The 14,737-nt window shown below is 67.1% G+C and carries 13 protein-coding genes and 1 tRNA gene; 8 read left to right on the forward strand and 6 right to left on the reverse strand.

What is annotated here, in order from left to right; genetic code table 11:
• Positions 1-67 precede the first annotated feature (67 nt).
• The 4 genes from ACTHQV_RS14295 to ACTHQV_RS14310 form a co-directional block, all read right to left on the reverse strand.
• A complete protein-coding gene (locus ACTHQV_RS14295; protein WP_440491185.1) occupies positions 68-865 on the reverse strand; it encodes a hypothetical protein in 798 nt (265 codons plus the stop codon).
• 111 nt (positions 866-976) lie between these two features.
• Positions 977-2,086, reverse strand: coding sequence for an acyltransferase family protein (locus ACTHQV_RS14300; RefSeq protein WP_440491187.1), 1,110 nt, complete (start codon positions 2,084-2,086; stop codon positions 977-979).
• 220 nt (positions 2,087-2,306) lie between these two features.
• Positions 2,307-2,492, reverse strand: a complete 186-nt coding sequence (locus tag ACTHQV_RS14305; RefSeq protein WP_440491188.1) for a hypothetical protein — start codon at positions 2,490-2,492, stop codon at positions 2,307-2,309.
• Between the two features lie 502 nt (positions 2,493-2,994).
• Positions 2,995-3,069, reverse strand: a tRNA-Gly gene (locus tag ACTHQV_RS14310).
• Positions 3,070-3,215: 146 nt separating this feature from the next.
• Here ACTHQV_RS14310 and ACTHQV_RS14315 point away from each other — a divergent pair.
• The 5 genes from ACTHQV_RS14315 to ACTHQV_RS14335 are packed head-to-tail and all read left to right on the forward strand — an operon-like array spanning position 3,216 to position 5,799.
• A complete protein-coding gene (locus ACTHQV_RS14315; protein ID WP_440491189.1) occupies positions 3,216-4,124 on the forward strand; it encodes a tetratricopeptide repeat protein in 909 nt (302 codons plus the stop codon).
• Positions 4,121-4,738 carry an LON peptidase substrate-binding domain-containing protein gene (locus ACTHQV_RS14320; RefSeq protein ID WP_440491191.1) on the forward strand — a complete coding sequence of 206 codons (618 nt, stop codon included), beginning with the start codon at positions 4,121-4,123 and terminating at the stop codon, positions 4,736-4,738. The genes ACTHQV_RS14315 and ACTHQV_RS14320 overlap by 4 nt, the downstream gene beginning before the upstream one ends.
• Entirely contained in the window at positions 4,735-4,929 is a 195-nt protein-coding gene (locus tag ACTHQV_RS14325) for a Trm112 family protein (protein WP_440491193.1), read from the forward strand. The genes ACTHQV_RS14320 and ACTHQV_RS14325 overlap by 4 nt, the downstream gene beginning before the upstream one ends.
• Positions 4,926-5,333, forward strand: a complete 408-nt coding sequence (locus tag ACTHQV_RS14330) for a hypothetical protein (protein WP_440491194.1) — start codon at positions 4,926-4,928, stop codon at positions 5,331-5,333. The genes ACTHQV_RS14325 and ACTHQV_RS14330 overlap by 4 nt, the downstream gene beginning before the upstream one ends.
• Position 5,334: 1 nt before the next feature.
• A complete protein-coding gene (locus ACTHQV_RS14335; protein WP_440491195.1) occupies positions 5,335-5,799 on the forward strand; it encodes an NUDIX domain-containing protein in 465 nt (154 codons plus the stop codon).
• Positions 5,800-5,947: 148 nt separating this feature from the next.
• Here ACTHQV_RS14335 and ACTHQV_RS14340 read toward each other — a convergent pair whose 3' ends face one another.
• Positions 5,948-7,165 carry a UbiH/UbiF/VisC/COQ6 family ubiquinone biosynthesis hydroxylase gene (locus ACTHQV_RS14340; protein WP_440491378.1) on the reverse strand — a complete coding sequence of 406 codons (1,218 nt, stop codon included), beginning with the start codon at positions 7,163-7,165 and terminating at the stop codon, positions 5,948-5,950.
• Positions 7,166-7,293: 128 nt separating this feature from the next.
• Between ACTHQV_RS14340 and ACTHQV_RS14345 the strand changes: the two genes are divergently transcribed.
• The 3 genes from ACTHQV_RS14345 (at position 7,294) to hrpB (ending at position 13,446) form a co-directional block, all read left to right on the forward strand.
• Complete coding sequence (locus tag ACTHQV_RS14345; RefSeq protein ID WP_440491197.1) at positions 7,294-9,663, forward strand: DNA translocase FtsK; 2,370 nt, start codon at positions 7,294-7,296, stop codon at positions 9,661-9,663.
• 414 nt (positions 9,664-10,077) lie between these two features.
• Complete coding sequence (locus tag ACTHQV_RS14350) at positions 10,078-10,872, forward strand: aldo/keto reductase (RefSeq protein WP_440491199.1); 795 nt, start codon at positions 10,078-10,080, stop codon at positions 10,870-10,872.
• A gap of 150 nt (positions 10,873-11,022) precedes the next feature.
• Complete coding sequence (hrpB, locus tag ACTHQV_RS14355; protein WP_440491201.1) at positions 11,023-13,446, forward strand: ATP-dependent helicase HrpB; 2,424 nt, start codon at positions 11,023-11,025, stop codon at positions 13,444-13,446.
• A gap of 158 nt (positions 13,447-13,604) precedes the next feature.
• Here hrpB and zapE read toward each other — a convergent pair whose 3' ends face one another.
• Positions 13,605-14,708 carry a cell division protein ZapE gene (gene zapE, locus ACTHQV_RS14360; protein ID WP_440491203.1) on the reverse strand — a complete coding sequence of 368 codons (1,104 nt, stop codon included), beginning with the start codon at positions 14,706-14,708 and terminating at the stop codon, positions 13,605-13,607.
• Between the last annotated feature and the right edge of the window lie 29 nt (positions 14,709-14,737).

Here is a 14,737-nt window from a genome sequence, read left to right on the forward strand (position 1 = left end):
ATGCGAGGGAGATAAACGCCCGTCGGTTAGCCGCTGGGGGAGGGAAGGGCAAGGATGCGTCGCCTCGTCACTCCACCGCCGCACCGGCATCGGTATAGGTGATGCGAATCCGAACCCAACTGCCTACCAACGGCCGACCACCGACCCGCGGCGGCAAAATGCGAAACTGCCACGCCGCCTGCCGCACCGCGCGCGCTAGGCCCGATCCGCTCGCCGACTGGCCGATCTCGCGGCAATCGGTCACCTGGTTGTTGGGGATCGTCCGGCACGCGACCTCGCCCCAGCCCGGTTGCGAGCGCCGCGGCAGATAGGTCGACAGCTCGGCATGGGTCGGGCGGCGATACCAGTCGGCGGCGTAGAGCCGCTCGCCGCCGCCGCTGCCGCCGCCGGCATCGGCCTCCGCATCGCCATCGCCGCTGTCGCCTGCCGCGTTGCCGGTGCCGACGCCCTCGGTACCGCGCGTGCCCGGCGTGATTGCGGCGCGGGCGAATTCACGGCCGGTCATCGGAATGACCTTCGACCAGGCGTCGGAGGGGCGCTCGGCCGGGACCGGCGGCGGCGGAATGTCGGGGGGCGGCGCGACCGTCGCGGTCGGCGGCGCGGTCGCGGTGCTGCCGGCGGCGGCCTTGCGCTGGACCTGCTTGGCCGGGGCGGCGGCAGGGGCAACGCGATCGGCGGGCAGCATGTCGACGACCAGCGGCGATTTCTCGCCGGGCGGCGGCGACATCATCGTCGGCGCGATCCGCAGCAACAGCCACAGGATCAGCGCATGGATCGCCACGACCAGCGCGAGCGTCGTCAGGCGGCGCGACAGCGGCGGCGGGCTCTGTGCGGAAAACCGTTGCTGAAGTGCCTGCGTCGCCACCCGCCAGCCCCTAGCGCAGCCGGCGCAGCAGGGCGACGGGAAAGTACGGGATTAACCGTCCGTTCGACTTGGGTCCGTCTGCGAGCGGTTCGGTTCGCGGCTTGTCGCCGGTCAGCTGGTCTTCGGGCTCAACGCGGTGCGCACCAGCCGTGCGCCGTACGGTTCGACCGTCCTGTAGCTTACCATCGCCAGCAGCAGGGTAAGGAACAGTCCGGCGGCGACGAACAGCAGGGCGCCGACCGGATTGGCCTCGCCAAAGGCGATGTTCGCCGTGCCGACGATCTTCGGCGACAATTGCTGGAACAGGATCGTGGCGATGATGCTGTGGATCAGGTAGATTCCGAACGAATAGGTTGCGATACTCCGCAACAACCTCATGTGGAGAGGCGTCTTGATGCCCGCTGCGTCGATCGCGACCACGGACGATACCAGAATATAGACCAGCAATAGTCGCTCGACGCCATGAACGGGCGTGCCCCTCCCGAACAGCATGGCGAGCGCGATCAGCAATGCCGCGATTGCTGCGCTCTTCGGAACGTTCAGGCCGCGATTGCGCGATAAGAGCACGCCGAAGATGAAGGACGGAATGCACCGGATGATCCCGAGCGATTCTTGCTGGATCAGGGTTATGCCGGTCGCATATTGTTCCGACGTATAGGAGCAGGCGAACAGCGCGACGATCAGTACGCCGAGCAGAACGAGATTTCGTGACGACGAACGTCGAACCAGCCGGAGCGTGGGAAGCAGCAGGCAACAGCCGAAGATCGCACTTACCGCCCAGCTGGGGTAATTGAACGTCGCGAACTCACCAAATCCCCAGCCGTGCGTCAGCGTGACATGGGGCAGCAGTGACGTCGGATCATATCGATCCGGGTTCTTCGGCTGAACCAGTCCCATGGCCAGCGCCGCCGCCACTACCGCATAGAAGCCGAGCGTCGCGATATGCAGCGGATACAGCCTGGCCAGCCGATCGACGATGAACTGACGATACAGGTTCAGGCTATAGTCTTTGCGTTCAATCACGTTGCCGACGAAGAAGCCGCCAAACACGAAAAATATGTCCGTGAAACACGCAAAGTAGCGCGAGATATCATAGGGCGCATCGCCGTCGGTGAAATAATATGGTAAATAATGGTAAAGTGCGATGCCGATGCACATCAAACCTCGAAGTCCATCCAGCCCATATAGCCTTATGGTCGGTGATGCATTCCGCGCCGTCATGGTTTACCGTTCCTCCATCTGGCAGGAGGTGGACTTGTCATCATGTTGCACCGCTGATGGTTGCATGGTCTTCTGCGACAATTACCGACGATACTCTTACGATTTCACTACGGGGGGTGGCGCGAATTTGGGGCGCGAGCTGCCAGGCATCGGTAGAGCCTGGCGTTGCGCGTCGTTACCTTCTGCATTCCGGCAAAGGCCGGAACGGCGTCGCGCGGTGCTATTGCGATTTTTGCACGCGGCCGAGTTCGGCAAGGGCGTCCTGCAGCATCCGCAGCTTTTCGTGGACCGATTTTTCCAGTGGCATGGCGATGCCGGTCTGGCCATGCGGTCCGAAGAAATAGTCGGACCAGATATTTTGATCGGTTTCACGATCGGTGCGAAAAGCCTCCAGCGCCGCGGTCATTCGATCAGTTGTAAAGGCCATGTTTTACCCCCCGGTGAACATGGCCCTGTCGTACCGGTTCCACTATAGGAATCCTATAGTATTTTTAGGTGATTGTCCCATCCCCAATCGCGGTCGGCGGTTTCCGGCATATTGCGGACATATGGTGTGTCCGCATGCGCCGTTGCCTCCGGTTCGGTCGTGGCGTAGCTTTTTCAGACAGGACGTCCGGCGTGCGATCGGTCCGCGCCAACCCATGATCGCCCGCGACTGCGCACGTTACCCGGCGCCGCTGCACCATTGGCGACGTGGCCCTGCGAATGCGCGTTGCGCACGATCGGCAAAGCTATTCCGGGGCTGTCCGATTTTCGAGAGAAGATGAGCGGGTGATCGTATCGGACGCAACGGACCGGCAAAGATCAATGCACGGCGGTTTTTGCCAACCGAGCGTACGACCCGCTAATCCCTGTGTCAGATTTTCTAATCCGCATCCGCGGCACGGCCGTCAAGTCTTTGAGAAGACTGGAGCGGGCGAAGGGATTCGAACCCTCGACCCCAACCTTGGCAAGGTTGTGCTCTACCCCTGAGCTACGCCCGCTCTGGCGTTCCGAACCGGGTGACCGGCTGGGGTGAGGCGGGCTATTAGATGGGGGTTTCGGATCGCGCAACCCCCTAAATCACTCTTTTCTGAATCATCGGGCGTGCCCACATAGGGTAGACGCTTTCAGGATAAGGAATCGCCGCTTGGCCACGCTAGGATTGACCGCCCCGGAAAAGGAAGCCGTGGAGGCGTTCCGTCGCGATGTCGTCGAACCGTCGATGACGAGCCTCGTCGTCATCGATTTCTGGGCGGAATGGTGCGGGCCGTGCAAGGCGCTGACCCCGATCCTCGAAAAGGTGACGGCGGCCTATGCCGACAAGGGCGTGGTGCTGGCCAAGATCGATACCGACAAGAACCAGTTCATCGCGTCGCAATTCCAGATCCGCTCGATCCCGACCGTCTATGCGATGTTCCAGGGGCAGCTGGTCGCCGACCTGACCTCGGCGCGGACCGAGAGCCAGTTGAAGCAGATGCTCGACCAGTTGCTGCGCCAGTTGCCGGTGCAGCCGGGCGCGGCAGCGGGCCCCGACATCGAGCCGCTGATCGCGATGGGCGAGGAGGCGCTGGCCGAGGGCGATGCGGCACGGGCGCTGTCGATCTTCGACCAGATCGCCGACATCGCGCCCGATAGCGGCTCGGTCGCGGTCGGCCGGCTCCGCGCGCTGATGGCACTGGGCGAGCATGATGCGGCACAGGCGGCGCTCGACGCGCTGTCTGAGGATGCGGCGAAGCTGCCCGCGGTCGAGCAGGTCCGTGCGGCATTGGCGCTGGCACGCGATGCGCAGCCGGTCGACGATTTGGCCGGGCTGAAGGCCGAAGTCGAGGCGAACCCTGACGACCATGACGCGCGCTTCCGACTGGCCGGCGGGCAGATGGCGGCGGGCGATCGCGACGGTGCCGCCGAATCGCTGCTGAAGATCGTCGCCGCCGATCGGTCGTGGAACGACGATGCCGCGCGGCAGCAGTTGCTGAAGCTGTTCGAGGCAGTCGGGCTCGAGGACCCGTGGGTGTCGCAGCAGCGCCGCAAGCTGTCGGCGATCCTGTTCGGATGAGCGCGCGCGTCTCCGTCTTCCCGCTGGCGGGGGCGCTGCTGTTTCCGAACATGCACTTGCCGCTGCATATCTTCGAGCCGCGCTACCGCTCGATGGTGTCCGATGCGCTGGCCCGCGACCGGCGCATCGGCATGATTCAGCCGCGCCCGGTCGGCGGCGAGACGGACCGGCCGCCGCTGTTCGATATCGGCTGTGTCGGGCAGATCGTCGATGTCGAGGCGCAGGCCGATGGCCGCTACGACATCGTGCTGCGCGGGGTGTCGCGGTTCCGCGTGCTGCGCGAACTCGATGTGACCACCCCGTTCCGCCAGGTCGAGGCCGAGCTGCTGCCGGTCGTCGGCGATACCACGCTGGCACTGGCCGAGCGCGCGTCGCTGGAGATGGAGGCGCGGCGCTTCGCCGACCGGCTAGGCTATGCGGTCGACTGGGAATCGGTCGGGCGGCTCGACGACGAAAGCCTCGTCAACGGCATCGCCCAGATCGCCCCGTTCGATGTGGCGGCCAAGCAGGCGCTGCTCGAAGTCGACGCTCTTTCCGATCGCGCGGAACTGATCGTACAGCTCATGCAATTCTTCGGCAGGCATGGCGATGACGAAGAGGCGACGCTGCAATGACCGCACAAACCGCGCGCGAAGGGGTGACGATCGATCCCTGGCTGTTGTCGATCCTCGTCTGTCCGGTCACCCGGACGCCACTCGATTATGACGAAGGCGGGCAAGAGCTGATCTCGACTGCCGCCGGCCTTGCCTTTCCGATCCGCCGGGGGGTGCCGGTCCTGCTGGTCGAAGCGGCGCGGGCGTTGTGAGCCGGGATCTGAGCGGCAAGTGGAGCGGGATATTCAATTATCCGCACACCAACCCGCCGACCGCGTTCGAGGCCGATATCGCCGATCTGGGCGGGTCGATCGTCGGCACGATCCACGAACCCGACCTGTATTCGCAGCCGCCCGGCGCGCTGATCGCCGCGGCGATCGACGGCCACATCGAAGGTGCGCGGATCAGCTTCAGCAAATTCTACGACGACAGCGTCGGCTATGCCGATATGGTCGTGTACTCCGGCATGCTGAGCGAGGATGGCTGCGAGATCAGCGGACGCTGGGACATTCCGGGCGTCTGGTCGGGCAGCTTCCTGATGATCCGCCCGGCGAGCGAACCGGCCGCCGCCGATGCGGAGACGGTCGCCGAGAAAGGCGGACCGACGCGGCGATAGCATGGCGCTGCTCCACCGATGGCTGGCCAAGGCGGCGCGACTGATATGGCGCGTCACCCGCCCGCGGACCATCGGCGTCCGCGCGGTGCTACTGGATGCGGACGACCGGATCGCGCTGGTCCGCCATACCTATATCGACGGCTGGTACTTGCCCGGCGGCGGCGTGAAGAAGGGCGAGGGCATCGCCGACGCGCTTCACCGCGAACTGGCCGAGGAGGTCGCGATCGAAGGGGCTGTGGTCGAGCGGGTGCTCGGCGTCTATCACAGCCGGCGCGAAGGCAAGGACGATCATGTCGTCGTCTATATCGCGCGGGCAGGGGCCGATACGCTGCGCGGCGCCGATGCATTGGAGGTCGCGGGGGCAGGGTGGTTCGCCCTCGACGCGCTGCCGCCGGGGACGACCCCTGCGACGCGCAGACGGATCGCGGAGTATCGGGCGGGGTTGACGGGCGGGGGAACTTGGTAGGGCGCAAGCAGTCGCCTTCTCCGCCACCCTTACCATCAACGTCACCCCAGCGTAGGCTGGGGTCTCCCCGTGGAGGGCGCGCCGTTTCCCAACTGGGAGGCCCCAGCCTGCACTGGGGTGACGTATGGGGCGGGAAGGAAACGGCCTCTTACGCCGTCACCCCCTGCAACAGTTTCGGCAGCTTGCCGGTCTCGCCGCGCGCCTCGGCCATGAACGCGGCTTTGAGCGGCGGGATCGAATCGACCGCCGACAGCCCGAAACGCCGCACCGCGCTCGCCGCCTTGCCCGGAATGCCGAACAGTCGGGTCAAACCATCGGTCGCCAGCGCCACCGCAAAGGTGTCGAGCCCGCGCCACCGCTGATAGCGCTCCAGCAGATAGGGATCGCCGAGGTCGAGGCCGGTGCGCTTGCCCTCGACCAGCACCTCGGTCAGCGCCGCGACGTCGCGCAGGCCCAGGTTCAGCCCCTGTCCGGCGATCGGGTGGATGCCGTGCGCCGCGTCCCCGACCAGCACCAGCCGATCGGCGGTGATCCGCGCCGCATGGTGGAACCCCAGCGGATAGCTCGACCGTGCCGACAGGTTCGACAAAGTCCCAAGGAACCCGCCCATCTTCTTCGACGCTTCGGCAAGGAAGGCACGGTCGGACAATTTCAGCATCGCCGGCCGGTCCTTCGCATCGACCGTCCACACGATCGCCGAGCGATGGCCATGCTCGTCATCCTTCAGCGGCAGGATCGCGAACGGGCCAGCGGGATAGAAGATTTCATAGGCCACATTCTCATGGGGTTCTTCATGGCCGAGCGTGGTGATGATCGCGGCATGGTCGTAGCTCCAGCGCGCGACGCGGATGCCCGCCGCCTCGCGCGTCGGCGAATTGCGCCCCTCCGCCACGATCAGCAGCGGTGCGGTGAGGGTATCGCCGCCCGCCGTCGTTACCGTCACGCCCTGTGCCTCGCGCCGCACGTCGATCGCATGGTCCCGGTAGCGCAGGTCGACCAGCGGCGATGCAACCGCCGCGTCATAGATCGCCTGCCGCAACCGCTTGTTTTCATACATGACGCCGACCGGATCGTCGGCAGCATCGGGAATGAAGTCGAGCTTGCCCGGTTCCAGCCCGTCGGTCGCGCGGATCGCGGCGATCGGACAGCCTTCGTCGCCCAGTCCCTCGGCGATGCCGATCGCCTCGAACATGCGGTGCGTCGCGCTGGCGATTGCCGAGGCGCGTCCGTCGAACCCTGGCGCCAGCGTCACGGCTGGGTCGGCGGGATCGAGAATGATCGAACTGAGGCCGTGCACCCCCAGCGATACGCCGAGCGTGCTGCCGACCAGCCCGCCGCCGAGGATGATGACGTCCGCCTGTGCCATGAAACCCGTCCCATCCATAACCTGTGTCCTTCGCGACTTAAGGTGTGGTGCGGTTCACCGCAACGCCGCCTTGACGGCACCGCCCGCCACGGCGCACATCGGGGCGGTATCGAACAAGGGTGGAACGAATGGCGACGAACGCGCAGCCGATGTTGTGGCGCGACGCGATGAAGGCGGGCGTGAGGCGCAGCGGCGCGATGATCGGGGCGACGTTGCTGTTCGTCGCCATGCTGCTGATCGCGATCGCGCTGGTCAGCTATTCCTCGGCCGACCCATCGTTCAGCACCGCCGCCGGGGGACCGATCGCCAACAAGCTGGGATCGCCGGGCGCGCATCTGGCCGATCTGTTGCTGACGCTGTTCGGCGTGCCGGTGGCGATGCTGTTGCCGCTGGGCCTGATCGTCAGCGTCCGGCTGTGGCGCGATGTGCCGGTGGGGCCGTGGCCGCGCATGGTGCGCGACTGCCTGATCGGCGTGCTGGCGATGGGCGCGACGCTGGCGTTCGTGTCGGGAGAGGCGATATTGTCGCTGCCCGCCGGCTATGGCGGGGTGATCGGCTGGAGCGTCGCGGCGGCGGTGCAGGGGCTGATCCATATGATCGGCCAGCCCGACATCGAAATTTGGATCATCCGCGTCGTGGCGCTGGCGACCGGGCTGTTCGGCATCTGGCGCTGGGCCAAGGGGCTGACGATCGAGATCCCCGACGGCACCTTCCGCATGCCGAAGTTCGAACGGCGCGCACGGGCGGTCGATGCCGACACCGGCGAGGTCGCCTATGACGACGATGATGCGCCGTTCGATGCCGCGCCCAGCCGCTTCGTCGCCGATACCGAGGAAGATGACGAGGACGACGCGCCCGCCCGGCCGCAGCCGCGCCGCGTCGCCGAACCCGACAACCGCGCCCCGCCGGTCATCGCCGAACGCGCCGCATCCCCGGCGCTCGCCAGCGCACCGCGCCCGGCGAGCAGCGAAGGGCGCGACAATTTTGCGCTGCCCGCGATCGACCTGCTCGCCCCCCCGCCCGAATCGAGCGGTCCGTCGATCGACAAGGCGGCGCTGGAACGCAATTCGCGCCTGCTCGAAAGCGTGCTCGACGATTTCAACGTGAAGGGGCAGGTGGTGAAGGTCGCGCCCGGCCCGGTCGTGACGATGTACGAGCTCGAACCCGAACCCGGCATCCGCGCCAGCCGCGTGATCCAGCTGGCGGACGATATCGCCCGCAACATGTCGGCGATCTCCGCGCGCGTCGCGACCATTCCCGGCCGCACCGTGATCGGCATCGAACTGCCCAACCAGCGGCGCGAGACGGTGTCTTTGCGCGAACTGATCGCCAGCCAGTCGTTCGCCGATCAGAATGCGCAACTGCCCATCGTGCTCGGCAAGAATATTGCCGGCGATCCGGTCGTCGCCGACCTCGCCCCCATGCCGCATCTGCTGGTCGCGGGTACCACCGGATCGGGCAAGTCGGTCGGCCTCAACTGCATGATCCTGTCGCTGCTCTACCGGCTGACCCCCGACCAGTGCCGCATGATCATGATCGACCCGAAGATGCTCGAACTCAGCATGTATCGCGGCATCCCGCACCTGCTGGCCGATGTCGTTACCGACCCGCCCAAGGCGGTGCGTGCGCTGAAATGGGCGGTCGAGCAGATGGAGGACCGCTATCGGATGATGGCGTCGATCAACGTCCGCTCCCTCGCCAGCTTCAACGAAAAGGTCCGCGCTGCGATCGCCAAGGGGCAGAAGCTCGGCCGCAAGGTGCAGACCGGCTATGACGCTGAAAACGGCACGCCGATCTATGAGGAAGAGACGCTCGACCTGACGCCGCTGCCGCAGATCGTGGTGATTGTCGACGAACTGGCCGACCTGATGATGACCGCGGGCAAGGAAGTCGAATTCCTGATCCAGCGCCTCGCGCAAAAGGCGCGTGCGGCGGGCATCCACCTCATCATGGCGACGCAACGCCCCTCGGTCGACGTCATTACCGGCGTCATCAAGGCGAATTTGCCGACGCGCATCAGCTTCCACGTCACGTCGAAGATCGATTCGCGCACCATCCTCGGCGAACAGGGTGCCGAGCAACTGCTGGGCCGCGGCGACATGCTCTACATGCCCGGCGGCAAGGCGCTGGCCCGCGTCCACGGTCCGTTCGTGAGCGACGACGAGGTGCAGGCGGTGTCCGACTTCTGGCGCTCGCAGGGCGCCCCCGACTATATCGACGCGGTGGTCAACGAGCCCGAGGGCGACGCCGGCTTCAGCCTCGACGGCGCACCGACCGGCGACGACAGCCCCGAGGAACAGACCTTCCGCCAGGCGTGTCAGCTGGTGGCGGAGAGCCAGAAGGCGTCGACCAGCTGGCTCCAGCGCCAGTTGCGCGTCGGCTATAATTCGGCGGCCCGGCTGATCGAGCGGATGGAAAAGGAAGGGCTGGTGTCGCGGCCCGACCATGTCGGCCGGCGCGAGGTGCTGATGGATTCGGACGGGCGGCCGACGGGGTAACGGGGGCCGGGGCGGCCTCGCTTCCGCCCTCCGCTCTCCACGCCTACATCCACACGCATATCCGCTCCCTTCCGCTCGCCCTGCCGTTCGGTTCGAGCAGCTTCGAGCTTGTCGAGAAGCGCCCGTCGAGAACGGCCCGCTTGGGGCACCCCCTTCTCGACTGCGGTTCTCGACAGGCTCGAACCTTCGCTCGAAGCGAACGGAGGGCGAGGGGAAGGGTGAAGGCTGAGGAAGAGGCTATGCTCAAGCCCCTCCGGTTGTCCGAGTAGCTCTCGAGCGAGGTCGAGATGGCTACTCAGCACGACCGGTTGGCAACGAGGCGCAGGGAACGGATCGCGCCGTCATCCTTTGGCAGTCAACCGCCTTCAACCGCCTTCAACCGCCTTCAACCGCCTTCAACCGCACGGAAATCGCATGACCGACCTGCCCCTCAACGACGGCCGCTCCATCCCCGCGATCGGATACGGCACCTACAAGGTCCCCCCGCAAGATTCCGCCCGCCTGTCGCGCGAGGCGATCGATGCCGGCTACCGCCTGATCGACACCGCCGCCTTCTACGCCAACGAAGCCGGTGTCGGCGAAGCGACCAGCGGCAGCGACGTCTTCGTCACCACCAAATTGTGGCGCGACGCGATGGGCTATGACGGTGCCCTGAAAGCGTTCGATGCGAGCGCCGCGCTGCTGCCGCGCATCGACCTGTTCCTGATCCACTGGCCGATGCCGTCGGAGGACCGCTATGTCGATACGTGGAAGGCGCTGGTGCGGTTGCGCGAGGAGGGGCGGGTCGGCTCGATCGGCGTGTCGAACTTCTCGCCCGACCATCTCGACCGGATCGTCGATGCGACCTGCGTGGTGCCTGCGCTCAACCAGATCGAACTGCATCCGCATTTCCAGCAGCGCGCGGCGCGGGCGGCGCATGAACGGCTGGGTATCGTCACGCAAAGCTGGTCGCCGTTGGGACAGGGCACGCTGCTGACCGATCCGGCAATCGTCGCGATCGCCGACGCGGTGGACGCGACCCCGGCGCAGGTGATCCTCGCCTGGCATCTGCAGGCCGGGCTGGGCGTGATCCCCAAGGCGTCGTCGCGAGCGCGGATCGAGGAAAATCTGGCGGCGGATAAGGTGAAGCTGACGGCGGAGCAGATCGCGCAAATCGACGCGATGGACCGCGAGGATGGGCGCCTCGGCCCCGACCCCGACACCCTCTAAATCCTCCCCACCCCGTGGGGAGGGGGACCATCCGAAGGATGGTGGAGGGGGGCATCCGCAGACGCAACAGCAGCGTATGTGGCGATCCCCCTCCACCAGCTTCGCCGGTCCCCCTCCCCGCAGGCGGGGAGGATTGCTAGAGCCTCCCACATGCTCCCCATCCACGCCGTCCTGCCCGATCTGCTCCAGACGTTGCGCGACCGTACCTCCGCCGTCCTCGTCGCCCCGCCGGGCGCGGGCAAGACCACCGCCGTCGCCCCGGCACTGCTCGCCGAGCCATGGGTCACCGGCGAGATCCTGCTCCTGTCCCCCCGCCGCATCGCCGCGCGCGCCGCCGCCGAGCGCATGGCCGCGACCGCGAACGAACCCGTCGGCCAGACCTTCGGCTATGCCACCCGCATGGACAGCAAGCGGTCGGCGGCGACCCGGGTCACGGTGATGACCGAAGGCATCTTCGTCGCCCGCATCCAGGCCGATCCTGAACTGGCCGGCGTGTCGGCAGTGCTGTTCGACGAGGTCCATGAACGCAGCCTCGACAGCGATTTCGGCCTTGCTCTCGCGCTCGATGCGCAGGCGGCATTGCGCCCCGACCTGCGCATCCTCGCCATGTCGGCGACTTTGGACGGCGAACGCTTCGCTGCGCTGATGGACGACGCGCCGGTGATCGAGAGCGAAGGGAGGTCCTACCCATTGGAACTGCGCCATATCGGGCGCAATGCCGGGGCGCGCATCGAGGATTCGGTCGCCGCCGCGATCCGCACCGCGCTCATGCAAGCAGAGGGCGGCATCCTCGCCTTCCTGCCCGGTGTCGCCGAGATTGAGCGCACCGCCGAGCGCGTCGTCGTGCCCGACGGCGCGGTGCTGCACCGGCTGCACGGCACGCTGCTGCCGGCCGAACAGCGCGCCGCGATCGCCCCCGATCCGCAGGGACGGCGCAAGATCGTGCTGGCGACCAGCATCGCCGAAACCTCGCTGACCCTCGACGGCATCCGGATCGTCGTCGATTGCGGCCTCGCCCGCCGCCCGCGCTACGACCGCGCGGCGGGGATGACGCGGCTGACCACCGAACGCGCAAGCCAGGCCGCCGTCACCCAGCGCGCCGGCCGTGCCGCGCGACAGGGGCCGGGCGTCGCCTATCGCCTGTGGGAAGCCGCCGCCACCGCCGGGCTGCCGCGCTTCGACCCGGCCGAGATATTGGAAGCCGACCTGTCGGCGCTGGTGCTCGAATGTAGCAAATGGGGCGTTACCGACCCGACGACGCTGCGCTGGCTTGACCCGCCGCCTGTCGCTGCGATCGAGGAGGCGCGCGCGCGTCTCGCGACGCTCGATGCGATCGATTCCGATGGCCGCCCGACGTCACATGGCCTCGCGATCGCCGCGCTGCCGCTGTCGCCGCGGCTGGCGCATATGCTGATCCGCGCGGGCGAACAGGGATTTGCCGGCGCGGCGGCTGAGGTCGCAGTGCTGCTCGGCGAGCGGGGGCTGGGCGGCAACGACACCGATCTCGACCAGCGCCGTCGTCGCTGGCGCAGCGAGCGCGGGCAGCGCGCCGATGCCGCGCGACGGCTGGCGGAACGATGGCGGCGGCTGGTGAAGGGGGTCGAGGATCCCCCCGCCGACGCCATAGCGCGCAGCGTTGCCTTGGCCTTTCCCGACCGGATCGCCCGGCGCCGCGATGCGTCGGGCGAGCGCTGGGCCTCGGTCGGCGGTCGCGGATTCAAGCTGGAAGCCGCCGCGCTCGGATCGGCCGAATGGCTGGCAGTCGCCGAGACGCAGGGGCAGGCGGCCGGCGCGCGCATCCTGTCGGCGGTGGCGATCGATCAGGCGACGGTCGAACAATTGTTCGGCGACCGCATCGAAACGCGGCGCAGCGTGACCTTCGATCCCGCCACGCGCGGGGTGATCGCGTTGCGGGAACGTCGGCTGGGTGCGATCCGACTGTCGTCGGGGCCGGATGCAGCGGCTTCGCCCGATGAGATCGCGGCGGCATTGGTCGAGGCGGTGCGCCGCGACCTGTCGCTACTGTCTTGGGAGGGCGCGGAGACGTTGCGGCGGCGATCGGCCTATGTCGCGGCGATGCTCGGGCAGGACGATCCGCTGGGCGATGCGGCGCTGGTCGCGACCATAGATGACTGGCTGCCACTGCTTCTGACCGGCAAGCGGCGGCTGGATGCGGTGACCGGGCTGTATGACGCGCTGGAGCAGGTGGCGGGCTGGGACTGGATGCAGCAACTGCGCCGCCTTGCCCCGGCCCGGTTCGAAAGTCCGGCGGGGTCGAGCCACGCGATCGACTATGCCGCCGAAGGGGGACCGCGCGTCGAGCTCCGGGTGCAGGCGCTGTTCGGTCTCGCGGCGCATCCGATGGTCGCGGGCCAGCCGCTGACGCTCAGCCTGACGTCACCTGCCGGCCGCCCGATCCAGACGACGCGCGACCTGCCCGGCTTCTGGGCAGGGTCGTGGCGCGACGTGTCGAAGGAAATGCGCGGCCGCTATCCCCGCCATCCCTGGCCCGACGATCCGGCGGCGGCATCGGCGACGCTCAGGACGAAGAAGGCAGATGCGCGGCGGGGGTGAGTCCCGCTGCAACCCCGTTCGGTTCGAGCAGCTTCGAGCGAAGTCGAGAAGCAGCAGTCGAGAACGCCGGTGTTTTGGGCAACCCCTTCTCGACTTCGGTTCTCGACAGGCTCGAACCTCCGCTCGAAGCAAACGGGGGCAGGAAGGAGTAAGAGCGGCTATCCCTCGCCATGCCCCTTGGCGAGATACTCCTCCGACCGCATTTCCTCCAGCCGGCTGATCGTCCGGTCGAATTCGAATCGCCCGTCGCCCGTCGGGTACAGGTCGCCCGGCTGCGCGTCCGCCGCCGCCAGCAGCTTCACTCGATATTCGTAGAGCGCATCGATCAACGTCACGAACCGCGCCGCCTCGTTGCGGTTCTCCGGTCCCAGGATCGGTATCCCAACCAGAATGACGGTGTGGAAGGTCCGCGCGACCTCCAGATAATCGGGCGCACCTCGCGCCTCGCCGCACAGCCGCTTGAAGCTGAACACGGCGACGCCCTTCAGCGCCTTGGGCACGTGCAGCGTCCGCCCACCGATATCGAGATCGCATGACGGCACGTTCGCCGCATCCTCGACCGGATAATCGGTCAGGCGGAAGAACGCCGCCGACAGGGCTTCGGTCGCCGCCGGGCCGTTGGGCACCAGCCACGTATCGACCGCGCCCAGCCGGTCGCGGCGATAATCGGTCGGGCCGTTCAGCGGCAGCACGTCGAGGTTCGTTTCGAGCAGCGCGATGAACGGCAGGAAGCTGTCGCGCTGCAACCCGTCCTTGTACAGGTCGACCGGCGGGCGGTTCGAGGTCGCGATGATGGTCACGCCGTGGGTCATCATCTCGGTGAACAGCCGCGACAGCACCATCGCGTCGGCGGTGTTGTTGATGACCATCTCGTCGAACGCGAGCAGCTTCAGGTCCTTGGCCAGCGCCTCGGCGACCGGCGGCACCGGGTTGCCGGCTTCCTTGGCGCGTTCGGTGGCGAGGCGGGCATGGACCTCGATCATGAAGGCATGGAAATGGACGCGGCGTTTGGCCGGTTCGGCGACGCAGTCGTAGAACAGGTCCATCAGCATCGATTTGCCGCGCCCGACGCCACCCCATAGATAGACGCCGCGTGGAGGCACGGCATCGCGGCCGGTGAGGCGCGCGAACAGACCGCGCTTGGGCGGTGAGTCGAGTTCGGCGGCTAGCCGCGAGAGGCGCTCGGCGGCAGCGCGCTGTTCGGGGTCGGGGCGGAGTTCCCCGGCGGCGACGAGGCTGTCGTAACGGGTGAGGACGGTCATGGCGCGCACCCTATCGCGTCCGCCCGGTC

Source organism: Sphingomonas sp. SAFR-052 (genome assembly GCF_051965015.1).
Lineage (GTDB): Bacteria > Pseudomonadota > Alphaproteobacteria > Sphingomonadales > Sphingomonadaceae > Sphingomonas.

Excerpts from the sequence above, each read along its gene's own strand:
- ACTHQV_RS14305 (WP_440491188.1), bottom strand. The coding sequence starts at position 2,492 with ATGACCGCGGCGCTGGAGGCTTTTCGCACCGATCGTGAAACCGATCAA.
- ACTHQV_RS14325 (WP_440491193.1), top strand. The coding sequence starts at position 4,735 with ATGACCGCACAAACCGCGCGCGAAGGGGTGACGATCGATCCCTGGCTG.
- zapE (WP_440491203.1), bottom strand. The coding sequence starts at position 14,708 with ATGACCGTCCTCACCCGTTACGACAGCCTCGTCGCCGCCGGGGAACTC.
- ACTHQV_RS14350 (WP_440491199.1), top strand. The coding sequence starts at position 10,078 with ATGACCGACCTGCCCCTCAACGACGGCCGCTCCATCCCCGCGATCGGA.
- ACTHQV_RS14335 (WP_440491195.1), top strand. The coding sequence starts at position 5,335 with ATGGCGCTGCTCCACCGATGGCTGGCCAAGGCGGCGCGACTGATATGG.
- hrpB (WP_440491201.1), top strand. The coding sequence starts at position 11,023 with ATGCTCCCCATCCACGCCGTCCTGCCCGATCTGCTCCAGACGTTGCGC.
- ACTHQV_RS14340 (WP_440491378.1), bottom strand. The coding sequence starts at position 7,165 with ATGGCACAGGCGGACGTCATCATCCTCGGCGGCGGGCTGGTCGGCAGC.
- ACTHQV_RS14345 (WP_440491197.1), top strand. The coding sequence starts at position 7,294 with ATGGCGACGAACGCGCAGCCGATGTTGTGGCGCGACGCGATGAAGGCG.
- ACTHQV_RS14320 (WP_440491191.1), top strand. The coding sequence starts at position 4,121 with ATGAGCGCGCGCGTCTCCGTCTTCCCGCTGGCGGGGGCGCTGCTGTTT.
- ACTHQV_RS14300 (WP_440491187.1), bottom strand. The coding sequence starts at position 2,086 with ATGACGGCGCGGAATGCATCACCGACCATAAGGCTATATGGGCTGGAT.